General features: G+C 55.9%; 9 protein-coding genes and 3 pseudogenes. 2 read left to right on the plus strand and 10 right to left on the minus strand.

The genetic code is table 11. The annotated features are described in order from the left end of the window. Positions 1–25: 25 nt before the first annotated feature. Positions 26–241 (plus strand): annotated as a pseudogene (locus tag ACQK2M_RS18905) (IS3 family transposase); the annotation flags it as partial. A 150-nt stretch (positions 242–391) separates the two neighbouring features. Here ACQK2M_RS18905 and ACQK2M_RS18910 read toward each other — a convergent pair. Next, positions 392–1,819 (minus strand): calcium-binding protein, encoded by a 1,428-nt coding sequence (locus ACQK2M_RS18910; RefSeq protein WP_425419063.1) that lies wholly within the window; start codon positions 1,817–1,819, stop codon positions 392–394. Between ACQK2M_RS18910 and ACQK2M_RS18915 the strand changes: the two genes are divergently transcribed. Next, positions 1,818–2,764 (plus strand): IS630 family transposase gene (locus tag ACQK2M_RS18915; protein WP_425416454.1). Its coding sequence is split into 2 segments (ribosomal slippage): positions 1,818–2,166 and positions 2,166–2,764, totalling 948 coding nucleotides; the frame shifts between segments, so codons are not numbered across the junction. The genes ACQK2M_RS18910 and ACQK2M_RS18915 overlap by 2 nt on opposite strands. Here the strand turns inward: ACQK2M_RS18915 and ACQK2M_RS18920 are convergent. From ACQK2M_RS18920 to ACQK2M_RS18960, 9 genes and pseudogenes are all read right to left on the minus strand, one after another. Further along, positions 2,709–14,051, minus strand: coding sequence for a type I secretion C-terminal target domain-containing protein (locus ACQK2M_RS18920; protein ID WP_425419064.1), 11,343 nt, complete (start codon positions 14,049–14,051; stop codon positions 2,709–2,711). The two genes, ACQK2M_RS18915 and ACQK2M_RS18920, sit on opposite strands and share 56 nt — an antisense overlap. Before the next feature lie 226 nt (positions 14,052–14,277). Next, a pseudogene (locus ACQK2M_RS18925) lies at positions 14,278–14,478 on the minus strand (hypothetical protein); the annotation flags it as partial. Between the two features lie 18 nt (positions 14,479–14,496). Continuing rightward, a pseudogene (locus tag ACQK2M_RS18930) lies at positions 14,497–15,683 on the minus strand (IS3 family transposase). Positions 15,684–15,818: 135 nt separating this feature from the next. Continuing rightward, on the minus strand, positions 15,819–17,111 hold the full coding sequence (locus tag ACQK2M_RS18935; protein ID WP_425419065.1) for a hypothetical protein: 1,293 nt from the start codon (positions 17,109–17,111) through the stop codon (positions 15,819–15,821). Between the two features lie 578 nt (positions 17,112–17,689). Beyond that, positions 17,690–18,454 (minus strand): WecB/TagA/CpsF family glycosyltransferase, encoded by a 765-nt coding sequence (locus ACQK2M_RS18940; RefSeq protein ID WP_425419066.1) that lies wholly within the window; start codon positions 18,452–18,454, stop codon positions 17,690–17,692. 495 nt (positions 18,455–18,949) lie between these two features. Further along, positions 18,950–19,762, minus strand: coding sequence for an IS5 family transposase (locus ACQK2M_RS18945; protein ID WP_425416307.1), 813 nt, complete (start codon positions 19,760–19,762; stop codon positions 18,950–18,952). After that, the gene (locus ACQK2M_RS18950) at positions 19,731–20,591 is read right to left on the minus strand and encodes a hypothetical protein (RefSeq protein WP_425419067.1); all 861 of its coding nucleotides are present in this window, start codon (positions 20,589–20,591) and stop codon (positions 19,731–19,733) included. The genes ACQK2M_RS18945 and ACQK2M_RS18950 overlap by 32 nt, the downstream gene beginning before the upstream one ends. 70 nt (positions 20,592–20,661) lie before the next feature. Then, entirely contained in the window at positions 20,662–21,528 is an 867-nt protein-coding gene (locus ACQK2M_RS18955; RefSeq protein WP_425419068.1) for a sulfotransferase domain-containing protein, read from the minus strand. Between the two features lie 147 nt (positions 21,529–21,675). Continuing rightward, positions 21,676–22,683 carry a hypothetical protein gene (locus ACQK2M_RS18960; RefSeq protein ID WP_425419069.1) on the minus strand — a complete coding sequence of 336 codons (1,008 nt, stop codon included), beginning with the start codon at positions 22,681–22,683 and terminating at the stop codon, positions 21,676–21,678. Positions 22,684–22,693: the final 10 nt, after the last annotated feature.

The following is a 22,693-nucleotide window of genomic DNA, read 5'->3' on the forward strand; positions in this document are numbered from 1 at the left end:
GGAACGAAAAGGGGAGCAGGTCACCATCTCTGATCTGACGCTGGACAAGCTTATCCTCACCGAGGCTGCAAAGGGAAACTTCTGAGCCCCTCTCGTCGCCATGCGTGCATCAATCACGTGCGCGTGCAGACGAATGTGGAGCTTCGCGTCTGTCGCTTTCTGGGCCCAGCATCGTTCGACGCAGCCGCGCCCACCGCGCGGGACAGCAGACGAGGAGCGCCTCGTCGCGGACATGATAGACGGCGAGAAGGTGAACACTTTCTCCCAAAACCTCGACGTCGGTTTCATCTGGCGCATCACCAATATCGCACTCAATACCGCAATTTTATTTCATCTAGTGTTGTGGATCTGCGCCCTGCGCATCCGCCCCGTTCATTCTCAGGGAATGTCGCTAGAAAATGAATATGTCATCAACATTGCCGAGCGTTTGATAATCAAAGTTATGCAGCACCAATTCGTCACCGGTGCCGTTGTTGAATGCGATGGTCGTGTCACCGCTGCCGGCGTCATATGTGAATCCGAAACCGCTGGAGTCGACGGCAATAGCGGATACGTCGAGCTGATCACCGTCACTGAGGAAATCGAAATCATCGATTTCGTCGCTGCCATCACTGAAGAGGAAGACGAAGGTATCGGCACCAGCTCCGCCTTCCAGACGGTCATTACCACCTTCACCGACAATGGTATCATCTCCACCCTGACCGCGCAGGCGGTTTTCGCCGGAATTGCCGTAGAGGATGTCGGCATAGTCCGAACCACGCAGCTCGTTCGCGCCAACAAACGTGTCGGTTCCGATCAGGTCTTGAACACCTGCAACATTTTCGGTTGCAATACCGGTATCGAGGTCCGCGTTGACGCCTTCCCCGGCATCGGCATAGCTGACGCGAGCCGAACCAGTCATGTTCGTGAAATCCATAAAATCATCGCCATCGCCAGGACGGACCTCGATCCGATTAGCTCCTTGGCTATTTCGGTAGTCACCATCGACGTAGATGAAGTCGTTGAACGCGCTGCCGACGATCACATTGAGGCCGGAGACCGTGTCAGTCGTACCCCAGCCATCATCAATTTGCATCGAGCCCGGCATTGTCGACGGCGTTCCGGAACTCGGCGTACCTGAGGTCAGATTGGCGACAATAGCTCCTGGTGAATTGTCGTAGACGCCGAACACGTAATCCCAATTCGGATCGCCAAATTCGTTGGTAGCCTTGAGGACATCGTTGCCGGCTTCGCCCCTCAAATAGACCGATCCACCCTCTGCGACGAGAATGTCATTCCCATTCCCGCCGGAGAGATCGTCGAAGCCGGTGGCAAGATCTGTTCCGCCACTCAACAACATGTCATTGCCGTCACCGCCATTGATTTCATCACTGCCATCAAAGCCGTCGATAACCTCATTGGCCGCCGTGCCGTTCAGCGCGCTTGCGCCGTTGTCATCACCTGACGTGCCATTGATCAAATCGATGATGAAGACGTCCGCGGGATCTTCGATGGTTAAGTCCACACCCTTCACAACAATCGTGTCGACGCCATTCAGATCGATTGTGGTTTCGTCATTGGTCCCGTCATAAGAAAATCCATCGAAGCCACTGGGATCAACGGTAGCCGTCGTTAAGCCATAGGCCGACAGGTCTATGAAGTCACGGCCAACGACGAAATCCCTGATCTCGTCATTGCCGCTTCCCGGCTCGAAGGAGAATAGGTTGGCGTCACCATTTGCGACTAGAGCGGCACCCGATCTGATTGAATCGGCAGGGATTCCCAAATCAGCGGTTTGATGATTCATGATGTCTGCCGGAGCAAGGAGGCCGGCGGACATGTCCAAGGCTCTGTCGCTCGATCTTCGCACACGTGTTCTCGCCGCTGTCGCCGGCGGTCTCAGCCATCGTCAGGCGGGTGAGCGCTTTGGCGTCAGCGCGGCCAGTGTCAGCCGCTGGCGGACGCGTGAACGCGAACAAGGCGATCCTCGTCCCAAGGCGCTGGGCGGCGATCGACGGTCCGGGCGCATCGACGCCTGCAAGGGATTGATCTTGTCGCTGCTCAAGGAGACGCCCGACATTACCATCCAGGAGATGCGCCAAGCGCTTGCCGCACGCGGCCACGTTTTCGGCTTCGGCACGATCCAACGCTTTTTCAAGCGTCACCGGATCACGCGCAAAAAAAGACCGCGCACGCCAGTGAGCAGGACCGTCCGGACATCCTGAAGCGACGAAGGACGTGGTTCAACGACCAGATCGACCTCGATCCGGCAAGGTTGGTCTTCATCGATGAAACCTGGGCCAAGACGAACATGGCGCGCACCCATGGCCGGGCTCCGCGCGGTGAACGGTTGCGGGTGGGCGTGCCTCATGGCCATTGGAAGACTACGACCTTTGTCGGCGCACTGACGCTGCGGGGCATGATCGCGCCCTTCGTCTTGAACAGGCCGATCAACCGGATCGCTTTCGAGGCCTATGTAGAGCAAGTGCTCGTGCCGGAACTGCGGCATGGCGACATCGTGATCATGGACAACCTCTCCAGCCACAAGGGACCTCGGACCCGCCAGATGATCGAGGCGGCCGGAGCCTCCCTGCTGTTTCTTCCGCCCTACAGCCCAGACTTCAACCCTATCGAGAATGCCTTCTCCAAGCTGAAGGCCATGCTCAGGAAGGCGGCCGAGCGGACCATAGATGACCTGTGGGACAGGATCGGGAGCCTGATCCCGACATTCACGACGCAGGAATGCGCGAACTACTTCGCCGCCGCCGGATACGATGCAGCATGAACGGATTCTGCTCTAGAAGGTCGTTACCAGCACCACCTTCGAAATAGTTGGAACCACGGCCGCCGACCAGCACCTCGCCACCGACATCTCCGAAGAGAACCGAAACGCCGAAGCGGCCGCCGCGGACCTCTTCGATATTGGTCAAGGTGTCCGTGAAGGTCTGACCATTCCAGACGCCGGTCACAATTGCGCTGCCGATGCCCGTGAAGCTGACAGTCAGATCCGTGACGCCGGGTCGGTCGTATCGAACGACGTCATAGCCATTGCCACCATCGACCTGGTCATCACCTTGACCGGTGACAAAGCGTTCATTTTCGTCGGAACCGAGGAAGGTGTCGTCCTGGCTCGAGCCGCGCCATTCATCGACGATGCCAATGACCTCGACGGAAGACGTACCGCCATTGCGCTCAGTCGCAATGCCGGTCGTCGCGTCGATGTCGACACCGCTATAGTCATTGAAATTCAGACCGAACTTGCCGCCGCCGAGACTCGAATAGACGTTGACGAAATCATTACCGGTGCCGGGATTGAGAAGCACGAAACCGGTTCCGCCGGCCAATCCGCTCTTGTCGACGCTGAAGGCATCGTTGCCGCTGCCAGCGATCAGATGCAGCCCTTCTTCCGTTGTAAGCTGGTCGATATTGATCACCCAGTCGAAGCCGATGCCGTCCTTGATGATTGTCGCAACGTCCTGGGTAATATCGACATTCAGCGCGGCGCCGCCGAGATTGTTGTAGATCAGGTCGATAAAGTCGGACCCTGTCACATCGACTGCGTCGTTTCCGTTGCCCGCTTCAATGGAGTCGTAGCCGCCACCCGTCGTAATGAAATCGTCACTGTTCGTGCCTGTGAGATATTCATCACCCGCACCGCCGGGAACCTGGTTGAAGTTGTCGAAAAATAGGAACGGCGTTGTTCCCTGAGTACTCAGGTCGACCCCTTCGACGACAATCGTGTCGGTCCCCGCCATAGCATTCGTGATGGATATTGTCGTGTCGGTACCGTCCCAATTTACGGTGATCCCGCTCAGGTTGGTGACGCCGGCCTGGACATAGGCGCGCAAATCGATCCTGTCGCCCTCGGCGAGATTGAAATCCTTGATGGTGCTCGAATTGTACTGGACAAAGACAAACCGGTCGGCATCGGCTTCGCCCCAAAGCTCATTGGTACCCTCACCTGCGCCAAGGATGTCGTCTCCGTCACCGCCTTTGAAGACTTCATCGCCGTCATTACCGATCAGGATATCGCCGCCATTGTTGGAACCGACAAGCATTTCGATGTTTGTCAGCCGATCTATGAAGGCTTCACCGCCCCATGCTCCGGTGACATGGGCGCCGTTGGTATCGACATAGAGCGCGCTGATCGCCGAAGCGTTGCCGTGGTTGTAGCGCGCCGTGTCAAAGCCATCGCCACCATCGACCACATCATTACCCTTGTTGGTCATGAACCGGTCGTCGTTGGCAGTACCCACAATAACGTCGTCTTTGTTGGAACCGCGCCATTCTCCGACGAAACCATCGACATTCAGCGTTGCTGTACCGCCATTCAATTCGGTCGCGACACCGGATGTCGCGTCAATAGAGACACCGTCATAGTCCAGGAAATTCAATGCCAGTATGCCGCTGGCACCGGAGACGCTGACATAGTCATTGCCTGTCCCGGGGTTGATGAGGATGTATCCGTTGCCCCCCGCGACGCCACTTGTGTCAACGACAAAGCTGTCATTGCCCGTATCCGTCATGAGATGGAAGCCGGCACTCATCTGGTCGATATTGGCGATCCAATCGAAACCGATACCGTTCTTGGCCAAAGTGGCGTTGGACGGACCAATTATTGCATTGACCGCTGCACCGCTCAGGTTGTTGTAGATGAGGTCCACGAAGTCCGAGCCGGTGACGTCAACCACGTCATTCCCGTCGCCGCCGGTTATCTGATCGAATCCACCAAGCGGCTGGATCAGATCGTCGGCCGCTGTACTGGACAGGATATCATCGCCGGCTGTACCGCCGGGAACAACATTCATGCTGCTGGCAAGCAGGAACGGCGCGTCGCCATCACCGGTGAGATCAACACCCTCAACAGTGAGGATATCGCCATTTCCAAGATCGATGACCGTGTCAACACCCCCGCTGAGGGTTACCAGCCCGGCCGTCGTCCCAATTCCGAAAGCCCGCAGATCAATGCGGTCGCCGGAACCGCTCCACTCGAAATCTCCATTTATAATCGTATCGGTACCGTCGCCCGGCTTGAATACAAACCGGTCCGCCCCGGCACCGCCTTCGAGGAGGTCAACGCCAGCTCCGCCGCCAAGTACGTCATCACCACCCCGGCCTCTCAGGGTTTCGTCGCCCTCGGCACCAAAAAGGATGTCGGTGTCAGTGTCAGAACCACGAACTTCCTCGATATTGGTCACCATATCGAGGAAATTCTGTCCGTTCCAAACGCCGTTGATGTTGGCAGAACCAACGCCATTGAAAAACGCGGAAACTCCAGTCACGCCGCCGCGGTCATAGCGCAAAATGTCATGGCCACCGCCGCCATCGACCTGATCATTGCCTTCGCCAGTTATGAAGCGCTCGTCTTCAGCGGTTCCAAGAATGGAATCATCCTTGTTGGTCAATTGCCAGTCGCGGACAAACCCTGTGCCCGTGATGGAAAGTGTCGAACCACCATTGCGCTCCGCCGCACTTCCTGTCGTGGCATCAACATCGACACCGTCATAGTTGAGCAGCGCGACGCGGACAGGCCCACTGCCCGCGCTGATATCGATCGTATCGGTGCCCGTTCCCGGATTGGCTATAAAGTACAGGCCTGACGGGCCGGCTATGGTGAAACTGTCATTCTGGGCGCCTGCCCCGAAGTAGATGCCGTCGCCAATCTGGTCGATATTGGAAAGTGTGTCGTTGCCAATCCCGTCTTTGCCAACAGTTCCCGAAGTCGCCCCGATATTGACGTTAAGGGCAACGCCGAGATTACTATACAGCAGATCATAAAAGGCATTGCCTGACGAACCGGTGAAGTCGATCTCGTCATCACCTTCAGACGCTTCAATCGAATCCAGCCCTGTGTTCGTGTCCGGCAGGATCAGATCATCTCCCGGCGTTCCTGCCAGATTATCGTTGCCTGTCGTGCCGTTGATTTGGTTGGTGCCCGAAAAATAGACTTCGAAGTCATCTTCGTGCAGTTGCGCCAATGTCACGCCCATGAGGACGAAACCGTCATCGAAGCTGTCGCCGTCGAGGTCGCCGAAATTGAATGTCGTGTTTCCGCCCGCTTCGGAGGCAAAGGAAGCCAGCGATCCAGGCGTCACGCCCGACACATGGTCGATGACGATGACATCGTCGGATCCTTGCCCTGGCGTAAAATCGGTAATCGTGTCGAAACCGTCGCTCTGATAATAAAAGACCGTGTCATTTCCGGCGCCGGTGGTGATCGTGTCGTCACCCTTTCCGCCTTCGAGAAAGTCGTCCTGCGCGCTGCCGGTGATGCTGTCGCCCAAAGCCGAACCGGCAATATCGTTGATACCGCTCACGGAGTCGACAATGGATCCGCCGCCACGCGTGACCGTACCCGAACCGAGGTCGGCGGTAATCGCCGTATCGGAGAACAAATAATTGAGGAAGACGGAGTTCGAAGCCGAACTCAGATCGGTATAGCTGTTGGCGCCACCAATGCCGATGACGCTCGAATTGCCCTCGGTGAAGGCGGCGCTGCGCTGATAGCTGACCTGTCCTTCAAACAGGATGAACTCGGCACCGCCGAAACCAACCCCATCCAGCAAGCCGGTCGAAGCGACGCTGCCATCGGATTGATAAAGTGTAGCTTCTTCCAGGTTCCCCGATAGGAAAAGGCCGAGTAGGACGCTCAGATTGGTCGTCAAGCCGTTCGCGGAGTCAAGAACTGTCGTTCCATCGGGACCCGTGATGGTCACATCACTGACCGTGCCAAATCCGGCCACATCAGCCGACTGCAGCGACAGGCTGGCTCCGTCTACACTTACCTTCTGCCCGTTTGCATAGGTGACCTCAATGTTCGTTGCCGACAGCGCGGTGATCTGATAGGAGCCGGCATCCGATGCAAGGTTTGCAACAACCAGATCCCGCAGATCGCTGGCCTGCGAAACAGCACCAACGAGGTCGGTCACAAGAACGGAGCTGGAAACCGTCTTTGATTCGAGCAGCGTCGTACCGTCCGCGGCAAAGCGTCGAATACCGTCAGCGTCACCACCGTCAGGGCTGCCCCCGGGACCGTTGAACGTAAAGCTGGACCCGAAAAGCTCGGTGATCGTACCATCGCTGTTGACCCAGCGGATCGTTGTACCATCGGTGAAAACCGGCGCATCGCTCAGATCGGCGACATTGGCCCAATTGTTGATGAAACCCGTGAAGGAAAATGCCGCATTTCCCAATCCGGTCAGATCGACACCCTCGACAATAATGACGTCGGTACCGTTGACGCTGATTGTTGTGCTGCCCGGATTGGTTGTGTTGTAGTCAAACACGGCGAACTGGCTGACATCAGAGATGCCGGCATAGCTCGAAATGTCGATAGTATCGCCTTCACCGGAATTGAAGTCGGAAATCGTATCGGTCCCGTCTCCCGGCGCAAACACGAAGGTGTCTGCATCCGCGCCGCCAACCAGCGTGTCATCTCCGGCGCCGCCCTCGATAAGGTCGTTTCCGCCGCGTCCCTCGAGATAGTTGTTGCCGCCCGACCCGATCAGAGTATCGGCCTGGTCCGTTCCCAGCACGCCTTCGATGTCTTCAAGCGTGTCCGTGTCGCCATAAGTATCCGTGGCAGTTCCCGTTCCCAGATTGACAGTGACCCCTGCCCCGCCGCTTTCCAGGTTATAATTTACGGTATCCCACCCGCCCTTGCCGTCGATGGAGTCGTTGCCAGCCTCGCCGACCCAGCTTTCCGAAGAATTGTCAGGACCGGACCCGAAGTCGGAACCGATCAGCGTGTCAGCATCCTGCGTGCCTTCGAAATGGTCCGCAAAGGTGAATGTAGAATTGACACCCGTACCGACGACCGTGCCACTTCCGGCACTGTCGGTGACTGTCAGTGTAATGCCGCCAATGCCGGACAGGTTTTCGTAGATAATGTCGAGACCGCCGCCATAACGGTCGGCAAAGGCGGCCGCGTGGCCAATAATCGTATCGCTACCGAGACCAGCCAGAATGATGTCGCCATCGCCCTGCGAAGCGGAATCACCACCTGATGAGTTGATGGTGTCGTCGCCGTCGCCGGCATTAATGTTGTCACGCCCACCACGTCCTTCGAGGTAGTTGTTGCCGCTGGTCCCGATCAGCGTATCCGCCAGATCCGTACCCTGCGCTGCCTCGATATCTAAGAGCGTATCCGTGTCGCCAAACGTATCGGTGGCGGTCCCTGCCCCAAGGTTCACGAATACTGCGCCGCCGCCGTTTTCCAGGTTGTAGGAAACCGTGTCCCAGCCGCCATTGCCGTCGATGTAATCGTTGCCTGCCTCGCCGACCCAGCTTTCCGAAGAATTGTCAGGACCGGATCCGAAGTCGGAACCGATCAGCGTGTCGGAATCCTGCGTGCCTTCGAAATGGTCCGCAAATGTAAACGTGGCATTGACGCCCGTACCAACGACCGTGCCGCTGCCCGCATTGTCTGTCACCGTCAGTGTGATACCGCCAATGCCGGACAAGTCCTCGTAGAGGATGTCGAGACCGCCGCCGTAGCGGTCGGCAAAGGCAGCCGCATGGCCGGTAATCGTGTCGCTGCCGAGACCGGGCAGAATAATATCGCCATCGCCCTGCGATGCAGAGTCGCCACCTGAAGAGTCGATGATGTCGTCGCCGTCGCCGGCATTTATGATGTCGCGACCGCCGCCGCCCTGAAGATTGTCGATGCCATCCAGTCCGCCTAACTGGTTATCGTCGGCATCGCCTATGATCGTGTCGTTTTCGTTGGTGCCCGTCACTCTCTCGATACCCGAGAAAGTGTCGGTATCGCCGAACGTATCGGTACCAGTGCCAGTCCCAAGATTTACGTTGATGCCAGAAGGCCCGCCTTCATTGGAATAATCGACGCGGTCGAAGCCTGCTCCACCGTTGAAGTCGTCATCACCGGAACCGCCGGTCAAATCGCTGCCGCCGTCGCCAACGGTTATCGTGTCGTTGTTGACACCAGCTTCGAACTGGATCCCGTCGCCGTTGACCGAAGTGGAGTCAAAATTGAAGTCGTAATGTGAATAGAGGACATCGAAGGCGGTATCGTCCCCACCATTATAGGCAAAGATCGCAGTCGCCACGTCCGTTGCGGGTTCGAAGACGTTCTGTATCTCTGCTTGTACGACTAAGCCTGTGTTGTCGAGGAACTGGTATGATGTCACCGTACCACCGGTAACGACAGGCCCGGCACCGAATGTGAAATTGGTCCCGTGAAATTGGGTGATCAGTCCGTTGCCGGTGTTTGTAATTTCGATCAGCGTGGATGTGTTCTGCGTAATCGAAATGGACCCAATAAGATGAGCGTCCAGGATGTCGCCGACCGATCCTCCGATGTATTGATCGATATCAGCTGTCGTAATTAGGTTTGGCGCACCGACAATCGTCAGCTCGATGCTGTCGGTGCCGATATCACCATCGGCATCCGTTACCTGGTAGCTGACCGTGCGCGCACCGGTCGGCGGCGTCGATGAAGAATTGACCAGCTGGATCGCCTGCGCCAGCGCACTCATCCCGACCGAGCTGACCGCCACGCCCTTGTCGAAGGCGATTGTCAGTGGCGTGAACGAAACTCCGTTCCACGTCCCGCCAGAAATCGTCCCGATCGCCGTGCCGTTGTAGCTCACATCGCTACCTGAAACCGTGATAAGGCCGCGGTCCACCACCTGCAGCGTATCATCGGCCGTCGGGCTATCGTCGATATCAACCACCAGCGACCCGCCCTGAAAGCCGGTCACATCCGGATTGTTCATCGCCACATTGGTGTCCAGGAACACGCCCGCATTCGCCTCGAGCTCGCCCAACGTCACCGATGCGCCGAGACCCACGACCGTCGGCGCCTGCGTCGGCTCAATCGTCAGCTCGATGCTGTCGGTGCCGATATCACCATCGGCATCCGTTACCTGGTAGCTGACCGTGCGCGCACCGGTCGGCGGCGTCGATGAAGAATTGACCAGCTGGATCGCCTGCGCCAGCGCACTCATCCCGACCGAGCTGACCGCCACGCCCTTGTCGAAGGCGATTGTCAGTGGCGTGAACGAAACTCCGTTCCACGTCCCGCCAGAAATCGTCCCGATCGCCGTGCCGTTGTAGCTCACATCGCTACCTGAAACCGTGATAAGGCCGCGGTCCACCACCTGCAGCGTATCATCGGCCGTCGGGCTATCGTCGATATCAACCACCAGCGACCCGCCCTGAAAGCCGGTCACATCCGGATTGTTCATCGCCACATTGGTGTCCAGGAACACGCCCGCATTCGCCTCGAGCTCGCCCAACGTCACCGATGCGCCGAGACCCACGACCGTCGGCGCCTGCGTCGGCTCAATCGTCAGCTCGATGCTGTCGGTGCCGATATCACCATCGGCATCCGTTACCTGGTAGCTGACCGTGCGCGCACCGGTCGGCGGCGTCGATGAAGAATTGACCAGCTGGATCGCCTGCGCCAGCGCACTCATCCCGACCGAGCTGACCGCCACGCCCTTGTCGAAGGCGATTGTCAGTGGCGTGAACGAAACTCCGTTCCACGTCCCGCCAGAAATCGTCCCGATCGCCGTGCCGTTGTAGCTCACATCGCTACCTGAAACCGTGATAAGGCCGCGGTCCACCACCTGCAGCGTATCATCGGCCGTCGGGCTATCGTCGATATCAACCACCAGCGACCCGCCCTGAAAGCCGGTCACATCCGGATTGTTCATCGCCACATTGGTGTCCAGGAACACGCCCGCATTCGCCTCGAGCTCGCCCAACGTCACCGATGCGCCGAGACCCACGACCGTCGGCGCCTGCGTCGGCTCAATCGTCAGCTCGATGCTGTCGGTGCCGATATCACCATCGGCATCCGTTACCTGGTAGCTGACCGTGCGCGCACCGGTCGGCGGCGTCGATGAAGAATTGACCAGCTGGATCGCCTGCGCCAGCGCACTCATCCCGACCGAGCTGACCGCCACGCCCTTGTCGAAGGCGATTGTCAGTGGCGTGAACGAAACTCCGTTCCACGTCCCGCCAGAAATCGTCCCGATCGCCGTGCCGTTGTAGCTCACATCGCTACCTGAAACCGTGATAAGGCCGCGGTCCACCACCTGCAGCGTATCATCGGCCGTCGGGCTATCGTCGATATCAACCACCAGCGACCCGCCCTGAAAGCCGGTCACATCCGGATTGTTCATCGCCACATTGGTGTCCAGGAACACGCCCGCATTCGCCTCGAGCTCGCCCAACGTCACCGATGCGCCGAGACCCACGACCGTCGGCGCCTGCGTCGGCTCAATCGTCAGCTCGATGCTGTCGGTGCCGATATCACCATCGGCATCCGTTACCTGGTAGCTGACCGTGCGCGCACCGGTCGGCGGCGTCGATGAAGAATTGACCAGCTGGATCGCCTGCGCCAGCGCACTCATCCCGACCGAGCTGACCGCCACGCCCTTGTCGAAGGCGATTGTCAGTGGCGTGAACGAAACTCCGTTCCACGTCCCGCCAGAAATCGTCCCGATCGCCGTGCCGTTGTAGCTCACATCGCTACCTGAAACCGTGATAAGGCCGCGGTCCGCCACCTGCAGCGTATCATCGGCCGTCGGGCTATCGTCGATATCAACCACCAGCGACCCGCCCTGAAAGCCGGTCACATCCGGATTGTTCATCGCCACATTGGTGTCCAGGAACACGCCCGCATTCGCCTCGAGCTCGCCCAACGTCACCGATGCGCCGAGACCCACGACCGTCGACGCCTGCGTCGGCTCAATCGTCAGCTCGATGCTGTCGGTGCCGATATCACCATCGGCATCCGTTACCTGGTAGCTGACCGTGCGCGCACCGGTCGGCGGCGTCGATGAAGAATTGACCAGCTGGATCGCCTGCGCCAGCGCACTCATCCCGACCGAGCTGACCGCCACGCCCTTGTCGAAGGCGATTGTCAGTGGCGTGAACGAAACTCCGTTCCACGTCCCGCCAGAAATCGTCCCGATCGCCGTGCCGTTGTAGCTCACATCGCTACCTGAAACCGTGATAAGGCCGCGGTCCACCACCTGCAGCGTATCATCGGCCGTCGGGCTATCGTCGATATCAACCACCAGCGACCCGCCCTGAAAGCCGGTCACATCCGGATTGTTCATCGCCACATTGGTGTCCAGGAACACGCCCGCATTCGCCTCGAGCTCGCCCAACGTCACCGATGCGCCGAGACCCACGACCGTCGGCGCCTGCGTCGGCTCAATCGTCAGCTCGATGCTGTCGGTGCCGATATCACCATCGGCATCCGTTACCTGGTAGCTGACCGTGCGCGCACCGGTCGGCGGCGTCGATGAAGAATTGACCAGCTGGATCGCCTGCGCCAGCGCACTCATCCCGACCGAGCTGACCGCCACGCCCTTGTCGAAGGCGATTGTCAGTGGCGTGAACGAAACTCCGTTCCACGTCCCGCCAGAAATCGTCCCGATCGCCGTGCCGTTGTAGCTCACATCGCTACCTGAAACCGTGATAAGGCCGCGGTCCACCACCTGCAGCGTATCATCGGCCGTCGGGCTATCGTCGATATCAACCACCAGCGACCCGCCCTGAAAGCCGGTCACATCCGGATTGTTCATCGCCACATTGGTGTCCAGGAACACGCCCGCATTCGCCTCGAGCTCGCCCAACGTCACCGATGCGCCGAGACCCACGACCGTCGGCGCCTGCGTCGGCTCAATCGTCAGCTCGATGCTGTCGGTGCCGATATCACCATCGGCATCCGTTACCTGGTAGCTGACCGTGCGCGCACCGGTCGGCGGCGTCGATGAAGAATTGACCAGCTGGATCGCCTGCGCCAGCGCACTCATCCCGACCGAGCTGACCGCCACGCCCTTGTCGAAGGCGATTGTCAGTGGCGTGAACGAAACTCCGTTCCACGTCCCGCCAGAAATCGTCCCGATCGCCGTGCCGTTGTAGCTCACATCGCTACCTGAAACCGTGATAAGGCCGCGGTCCACCACCTGCAGCGTATCATCGGCCGTCGGGCTATCGTCGATATCAACCACCAGCGACCCGCCCTGAAAGCCGGTCACATCCGGATTGTTCATCGCCACATTGGTGTCCAGGAACACGCCCGCATTCGCCTCGAGCTCGCCCAACGTCACCGATGCGCCGAGACCCACGACCGTCGGCGCCTGCGTCGGCTCAATCGTCAGCTCGATGCTGTCGGTGCCGATATCACCATCGGCATCCGTTACCTGGTAGCTGACCGTGCGCGCACCGGTCGGCGGCGTCGATGAAGAATTGACCAGCTGGATCGCCTGCGCCAGCGCACTCATCCCGACCGAGCTGACCGCCACGCCCTTGTCGAAGGCGATTGTCAGTGGCGTGAACGAAACTCCGTTCCACGTCCCGCCAGAAATCGTCCCGATCGCCGTGCCGTTGTAGCTCACATCGCTACCTGAAACCGTGATAAGGCCGCGGTCCACCACCTGCAGCGTATCATCGGCCGTCGGGCTATCGTCGATATCAACCACCAGCGACCCGCCCTGAAAGCCGGTCACATCCGGATTGTTCATCGCCACATTGGTGTCCAGGAACACGCCCGCATTCGCCTCGAGCTCGCCCAACGTCACCGATGCGCCGAGACCCACGACCGTCGGCGCCTGCGTCGGCTCAATCGTCAGCTCGATGCTGTCGGTGCCGATATCACCATCGGCATCCGTTACCTGGTAGCTGACCGTGCGCGCACCGGTCGGCGGCGTCGATGAAGAATTGACCAGCTGGATCGCCTGCGCCAGCGCACTCATCCCGACCGAGCTGACCGCCACGCCCTTGTCGAAGGCGATTGTCAGTGGCGTGAACGAAACTCCGTTCCACGTCCCGCCAGAAATCGTCCCGATCGCCGTGCCGTTGTAGCTCACATCGCTACCTGAAACCGTGATAAGGCCGCGGTCCACCACCTGCAGCGTATCATCGGCCGTCGGGCTATCGTCGATATCAACCACCAGCGACCCGCCCTGAAAGCCGGTCACATCCGGATTGTTCATCGCCACATTGGTGTCCAGGAACACGCCCGCATTCGCCTCGAGCTCGCCCAACGTCACCGATGCGCGGAGATTATTAATAACCGGCACGTCCCCCATCACCCACTCCCCAAATTAGAGAAATCATTGCGAAAGTCATATTGCAGATATGCGACAGCAACTTCGCACTCGGGAAAACTCAGGAAACTGCTGCAGCCTAAATCGACCCTAAAAAATAGGGGCCTAACGGCCAAAAAACTGGTTCCGCACCACCCCCTCGTTTTCGAATTTCGAGATTTGCAGTTTGGCAAGAATAGTAACTTGCGCATGACCCAAATGGGCTATTTTATTGATTTTTTCTTAATTTACGAATACCCTTTTTGTCCAGACTCGTTCGGACCCAGAACGCGACGAGTGTTGCGAGCGCGACGGCGGACAGGAAGTTGCGGGCAAACTTGTCGTAACGCATTGCAACGCGGAGGGAGACCTTGAGATGGCAGAAAGCGTTCTCGGTTAGGTCGCGGTCTCGATAGCGCCGTTTGTCATATGACCTGACACTGTACTTTCATCCAGCCGAGACCGGAGCCGGGGTAGTGTTTACGCCGATCGGCGCAGGTTGAGCAATCGCCAGACGCGCGGAGCTTTCATCTCGCGCAGCGGGGCGGGCGATTGCAGCGGTCAGGGTCCGCGCGTAATCGGCTGGAGTCCGGTAAACCAAGGCCGAGTGCGGGCGTTCAGTATTTTAGTCAGCCGCCCATCGCGCGATTACGACACGCGCATGAGGCAAATTGCGGAACACGGTCTCGTTGAGCAGTTCGTTCCGCATCCTGCCGTGAAGCTCTCAAAGAAGCCATTTTGAATTAGTTTTCCTGGCGCAATTTAATGCCATTCGATCCTGTTTTCGGAGCACCAGTGCAAGATGGCGTTCGAGGTCAGTTCCGTTCCGTTGTCGCTGACGAACATGCCGGGCTTTCCGCGACGCTCGATCAGGGTCGTCAGTTCACGCGCTACCCGACGCCCCGAGATCGAAGTGCCTGGGATGGTAGCCAGACATTCCCGTGTGACGTCGTCGACTGCGTTGAGTACTCGGAAACGGGCCATTCGCGAATTGGTCGTGAACGAAATCCAGTGACCACCGCGCATTGGCGCGCGCCTCGATCAGGATCGGCGCCCGTGCACCGATCGCCTTGCGTCGGGCCTTCCGTTTGCGCACCGTCAGCCCTTCCTCGCGGTAGAGCCGGTAGATCCGGTTGATCCCCGAGGGTTCACCTTCGCGACGCAGCAGGACGAAGAGCCGCCGATAGCCAAACTGCCGACGCTCGTTCGCCAACTCCCGCAGCCTGCCACGCACCTCCGTGTCGGCTGCGCGCTGAGCCTGGTATCGGATGATCTTGCGTTCCGCCCCGGCAATCCGGCACGCCCGCCGTTCCGAAAGCCCGAACAGAGTCTTCAGATGTGCGGCTGCCTCGCGCTGCATGATGGGCGTCACCACTTTTTTGCAACCAGTTCCTTCACCGCGGCGAGATCGAGCATCTGCTCGGCCAGCAGCTTCTTGAGCTGCGCGTTCTCATCCTCGATCGACTTCAGCCGCGTGGTATCCAATAGCGTCATGCCGCCGAATTTGGCTTTCCAGTTGTAGAAGGCGTCTTCCGACATGCCGTTCTTTCCGCACAGGTCTGCGCACTTCGCGCCCGCCTCGTGCTTAGCCAGGATGCCGATGATCTGCTCGTCCGCAAATCTCTTTCGCTTCATTGCCCGTCCCCATGTTGGTCCGGGCTCCATTCGACGCTGAAGGAAATATCCCGTGGCAGATCAGGATTAATGTAATGTTCAGGATAGATTTTCTCCCCCGATAGAAAGAAGATGAGAAAAAAATATCATCTAACTTCACCGCTTTTTACTGTATCCCCACCTCATTCCGATGGAGACCCTTAGCTTTTCAGTACTGGCGTCAATTAGAGGTACAGCAAGAATCGCTGAAATTATTAGCAATTTTGGCCTTGAAAAGCCCGCAGAAAATGAACAGTAAACAAGAAGAAAACTTATCCAATAAGTAGCAAAGGACAAACCCATATTGATATCAGGCCGCGATCTACTAAGCGTAAAAATTAGCGCCAACTTAATCGAACGCCAAGTGAAGAATAATACTATTGGAAATGAGATTATTCCTAGGCGCGATATTAATCCCATCCACTCACTTTCATAGAATTCTGCTAGATATGGATAACGAAGTCCAAATATCTTTTGCCACATCGGCGCCGAACCAAACTCAATGTACTCCTGTATTCTTTTCGATCTTTCAATAAATTTCGCTGTACTATCTGTGTTTCTTAAAAGATAATCTCCCTCAATATAATCCACTACATAATCTAATTTTAAATAGATTATAATACATAATATCATTGCAACTAAAAGATATAAAATCGCGCCCGTCAACTTATACCTTGCCAGCCGCAAAAATGAAACCAAAAACAGATACGCAATGAACGTCGCTATCGCGGCGCGGCTTTGCGTTTTGTATAATAACAAAACAAGTATGAGAAATATCGTATATACAATCCATTTTTTTCGAGTTACTGTCGATATCAGCGCGATGCCCATCACGCAAGCAATTCCTAAATCTCCTGGGAAAGCGTAGAAGCCGGAGTAGCGAAGATATTGTATTGTATCAAACCCTCCGATGTTTTGCCTTGCTTTAAATAGGCTTAGTAGGCTTGTGTTCTGTGTATAGTGCGAAAAGAACTCAAATACACCGCCCATGGCGGTAAAGATCACAATTGGACCGAGTAGTGCCGAGAACGCGGCGGCAGGTCCATACAATTTGACCGCAATACGATAAATAGGTCGAATGCCGACAAAAAGAGTTACCCAAAGACTGATACGCACAATATAAAAAATAGTCGAATATAGTCTGCTGTCATCACTAGAGCTAAATAATCCAATAGTTATTATGTAAATAATTACTATAGATGAATAAAATATTAAAAGATGCGAATTGGTATCGTATCTTATATTTTTTGGCACGTGATATAGTTCATGACTTCGAGAGACGCCTTTCGTGTAAGCGAATCTCAGAAAAATAACGATAGCGATCTCAGCGGCAACAGCATAGTAAGATCCATACCCCATACGCGCGGTTGGGAGTAACAAAGGCAGAGCTAAGAGCCAAAATTTATTCATAATTTCATCAGCTTTGCGCAGTTCTAAGCGAGATAATCTCTCGGTACAACTAGAGCGGCACCCGAACAGAGTGTAACGGAGGGATTCCCAAATCAGCGATTTTATGATTCAGACGTTTGTCGGAGCATGGTGTTCGGCGAACATGTCAAAGTCGCCTTCGTTCGATCTTCGCACACGTGTTCCTGCCGCCGTGGCTGGCTGCCTCAACCATCGTCAGGCGAGCGAGCGCTTTGGCGTCAGTGCAGCCAGCGTGAGCCGTTGGCGGGCACGTGAACGCGAGCAAGGCGATCCTCCTCAGTGCGAAGTGCTCGGCGGCGACCGACGGTCGGGACGCATCGGTGCCTGCACGGGATTGATGTTGTCACTGGTCTATGAGGCGCCCGGCATGACGATCAGGGAGATGCGCTTGGCGTGCTTCTGCGGCATCTTCAGGTCGGCGATGATGGCGTGCAACTGAACGAGGTCGCTCGCCTTTACCGTGAATACCATCCCACTGCGCATGCCTCAGAATCGCACCGAAAACGCCGCGAGAGATCCCCAAAACGAGGACTCTTTTAATCCAAACAATCCGCTAATCGTTAAGTCAGTCGTTTAGTTCTGCGGAGCCATAATAGAAACTCCTCGCGAACAAAAAGAACCATGAAGGCAGGATAATCCTTTAGAAGCCTGATCCTCACATGGGGCTCCAAGATCGCGCGATAAAGCCACCTCAGATTATAACGTTTAACCCATTCAGGATAGTAATCCCCCGAAGACGCGGTTTGTGAAATGAAAGCGCCGCAGGTGAAGATTAGCATGGCCTTGCCGTCCGTTCGCGTATCAGCAGCCTCGCAAAGCTTTGCAGCAAAGAACTCCTGCTTAGGGGTACCCAATCCAGTTACTACTACGTCTGGTCTAGATTCGATTATCGAATTATGTAAGGCATCAATTCTTTCATCATTAAAATATCCGGATGCATAAAAGCAAATCTCCATTCCCTTGTAGGCGTCCTGAAGGTATTCAATTGCCGCGGTTACCTCGTCAGCGGTACCGCCGATGAAGGCGACTCGAAGTCTATTTTCTCTACAAAAACAGAACACACGATGCGCTGCAGAACTAAAGTCAAAACTAAGCCTTGATATCTTTCGATTAGAAAATATGTTATGCATAATACAAAGGAACTGACCGTCGGCGAACCAGTAGTCTATCTTCTGCTCCAATTCCTTCTCGATCAACATCAGTCGGTAGGAAAAAGAGTTGAGAAAGGACACGATCTCGGATTTCTCGCTTGGTAGATTCTCCAAAATCGCTTCTAGCTCTTCAGCTGCGTTCAACCGGTCATGAAGTCTCGATGGTCGATCCATGTTTTCACCTGTGATGTCGAGATTTGAGCGCGCTACGCATGTAAGTATCTATCTGCGCTATTGAGGTCGCCCCCCGCCAGACGAATTGAAGCTGTACCTTGCGAGAACATACAGGGTCCAAAGCGCCCCAAGAAAATGCGTCGCAGTCAGCGTTTCCAAGGGATAGCCGGCCAAGAAAATGCTGATGATCGCGCTGACCTTCAATGTAATAGTACCGAAAATAAGTTTCGACGGTTGCCTGTATGAACCCAAGCATGAAACGATTAGCGTACTAGTTCCGTTGAAAGCGAAAACGACGATCATCATAATCTTCGGCCATTGGGTGTTTATCATCCCGATCAAGCCAATCTCCACAAAGGCAATATACACTGAAATGGTAATCACGCTTACGACTAATGCGAGCTGAAGCCACTTTCTGAGTAGCCACATTCGCTTACTGAGATTATCTTTTCCATCTTCAAAACTTCTCAGGCGACTTAGAGTCCGACTCGAAACTCATGCTGACCGGGCCAGTCGTCGTGTGAGCAGCATGACGGATGCGGCGTAGAGGAAGACCTCGGCGGAGGCGATGGTGCCTTCGAAATCCTTGGCCAGCCGTCGGTTGCGACTGATCCAGGCGAATGTGCGTTCGACCACCCAGCGGCGCGGCAGGACGTGGAAGCCGATCTGGTTGGCGATCTTCTTGACCACCTCGATGGCGATGCATGTTGCATCCTTGACCCTCTGGGCGCCATAGGCGCTGTCGGCGAAGGTGATTTCGACGAAAGGGAAGGATCGTCGTGACGCCTTGAGCAGCGGGACGGCACCGTCACGATCCTGAATGTCGGCCGGATGCGCCTGGATGACCAAGGCCCGGCCATCGGTATCGACCATGGCGTGGCGCTTGCGCCCTTTGATCTTCTTGCCAGCGTCAAAGCCCCTGGGGCCGCCGGCCTCGACGGTCTTGACGCTTTGGCTGTCGATCACCGCCGCCGAGGGACTGGCCTCACGTCCGGTCCGTTCTCGATCGGTCATGACAAGGTGGTGATTGATTGTCTGGAACAGACCTTCGCGGCGGAAGCGCAGGAACCAGCCATAGACCGTCGTCATCGGCGGGAAGTCCTTGGGCAGAAGCCGCCAGGCGATGCCACCCCGCAGCACATAGAAGATGGCGTTCATGATCTCGCGCATCGGCCATTGACGCGGCCGGCCGGTCCTTGCCGGCGCCGGCATGAAAGGGGCGAGAATTTCCCATTCCGCATCACTCAGATCGCTTCCATAACGCAGATGATCGCGGCTATGCTGCCGCCGGGTGGCCGGTGTCCACATGAGGCTCTCCAAACTGGCTTTGACAACCGTTTGGAATCACATTCGGGACCGGCCATCCAGCCTCGCCCCGAGTTTCAGGACGGCCTCTTACGATCGGCGGAAGAAGCACTTGTGTGACGAGAGAAGCCAACAGCGGCCCAGCAACAAGAATACGATAGAAATTAATATCCGATATATTGTTGCCTCCGCTAATGATGTATTGAGGGACGTTGAGGAAAGCAATGGCTACGACTGAATTGAACCAATATGCGTAGCTCTGCGCAGGCATTTTTAAAGTATCGGACATTAATGGCCAAGCCAGCCGATACCTATGATGGGCCCATTCTCTCAAGAGAATAATCGCGTGTACAATTAAAGCGACGCCGAGCGCCGCGTCGACATTCAACTTCCAGCCCAGGAGTCTAATAAAAATTATTAAAATAAGAATATGCGCTACCTTAAAAAATATCCCGTAGTAAACTGGAAATCCCGTTAAATTACCGTTTGAAAGATGGTAGTGAAAGACAAGCTCGGAGATTGAAATCATAAGGCCAAGACACACAACGACAGCGAGATACTGACTCTGGGATGTTAACACAAACATGATCAGAATCAGCGCGGATGTGAGTACACCTAAATTGACGTAGCTGACGAGTTCCTTGAGCGCGATGTGTTTAGTCTCACCGCCGACCCGCGCTCTGGCAGAATAGGCGTTCAGAATGCGCTGACGCCCGCCGAACGACAGAAACGCGGCGATAACCTGTGCAAGGCTCATCGCCTTTATGAGTTCGGGCCCGATATCGTTGGGCAGCAGATTCACGATCGCCAACAGATAGACCGTAGACGCCAAAGATATCAGGATCCGGATTACCAGATTGAATATAGACCGGCTCAATTGCAGTTGTCCGCTAGGGGGATCGCTAAAGCTGCTTACCGAACTTATGTAAAACGAAGTCCACGTCGGTGGCGTAGTGTTCGTCTAGACGGGTACGCCTTGGATCGCTGGATATCTGCTCGGCAATCGCGGCTTTCTCGGGGCGGCGGTTCCAGCTGTTCACAGCGGTCCCCATCTTGCGCAGTGCGTGACGGTTGATCGTCCTCTTCAGCAACCTCTTAGGCACGCTGTCTTTCGCGATCTGCCTAGCTAGCCAAAGGCTTTTTGGGCTTCCGGAGATATTGAGGTTACCCGACGCCATACTTACCATCGCGTCGGATTGATCAGGCAACTCAAGGAAGGCGAGGATCGCCCGTAGACAATAATTCATGCTGGTGCGCAGTTCGACATTAGACAGAACCAGCACGTCATCTTCCTCAAAAATACTGAACAGAATTTCAAAAATTCTCTTATATTCGCCATCGCCGATATACTGATCCCAAGCTCCACTATCCCGATGACCTTCAACTATCTGGCGTTCGGCGATTTCAAAGAAATCTTCTGTAACTTGGCCTACACGATAGCGATCCAAATAGTGGGAAATCGCGCGTTCGGTTGGATTGCGTATAAGAACGATTATTCTCGGCCGCAACCCGTGCACGCGATAATAATCTGCCAGTCGTCTAAGATAGTTTGCTTGGCATATATACGCAGGGGTCGCGTCGATGTTGAATAGGTCCGCAGTTAAGAACGCACTGTGATAGTATTTATAACCTTTCGCGAAAATTTCATCCACGTCGAAGAAATGGGCCTCCTTCCCCGCCGCCAATGTAATATCGGTATGTTTGGAAAGCGCCTCTGCGAGGGTCGTCGTTCCGCATTTCGCTACTCCAATAATGTGCGCATGGTACATTGTACTCTCTGCCTTTATATTCTCGTGGCAACTCGCGACTTGCCGAGCCAGACGCTAAGTTGGCCGTCAACGAGCCACAGTTTCCGAGTGAATACCAAAACAACGGTTGTCCGGACACTGAATTGGCGATACGGACTGGCAACCGCGTTATGGTCTATTGTCGTTGGTCCCTGAGACCGCTACACGGACGATTTCCGCCAAGCGCTCATGATAGCGTTCGTGTCCGAATAGCCTTCGAGCGAGCTGGCTCACCCTTGCAATGTTTCTATACGAAATAGTGTCCTTGAGATCGACGGCAGAATTCCGGATTTCAGGCATTTCTCTAGCGATAAACACGATCCCGATTTTCAACTTATCGATGAATTTCGCGGTACGGTCATGAGATTTCGCTACATAGATGATCGGTCGGCCAAGGCAGAGTAGTTCGGTAAGCTTCGAGGGAATAAATTCCGGACCGGATGAGTTTACGAGGACCAAAGTACCCGCATTGAGCTGAAGTTCAATCGCCTTCTCCTTTGTTAGAACACCGTGCGGTCGCACAGCCGCGTCCAGCTCGCGCCCTGGCTGATACATGAACTGCCCAGCCCATTCGAGAGATACGGCAAGTCGGCTAGAAACGAGGTTGAGCGCGGCGATATAGTAATCGTCGTAAATGTTGCCACAATAGACGCAAGACTCATCTGGTTCGGCGTCCTGTTCCAAAAGCTCCACCAACGCTGAGTTGACACCGAATTCTGGCGCCAGCGCCAGCTTTCGTCCCAGGAGACGGCGTTCGATCAGGTTTAAGTGTAGTCCGGAACGAGCAAGAAACGCCGAACCCCGAGTGGAAGCGGCGAATAATAAGGCGACGTCAACGAGTTTTCGAAGCCTCCCAGTATGGTAGACCCAGTCGCAAAGGGGATCGCGCAATTCGAAGACCACCTTTGCTTTCCATATCATCAGGGCAGCGATGACGCTACGACGCGGCGAAATCTGAGCGATTACCACGTCGCTGCGATTGGTGGCACGGAAGAATTCTCTAAGCCGACCTGGGCCGAAAGCGACAACACTTATCTCACAGCCGGCGCTCCCCAAAAAGGCTCGGATTTCTTCCGTCCGCCGTGTTCGGTTCGCCGTCGCCGCGGAGTCTGTCAAGATGCAAATATTAAGATTCATGAACGGTGTA

The sequence above is a fragment of the Oricola indica genome (genome assembly GCF_965227485.1).
In the GTDB taxonomy this organism is placed as follows: domain Bacteria; phylum Pseudomonadota; class Alphaproteobacteria; order Rhizobiales; family Rhizobiaceae; genus Oricola; species Oricola indica.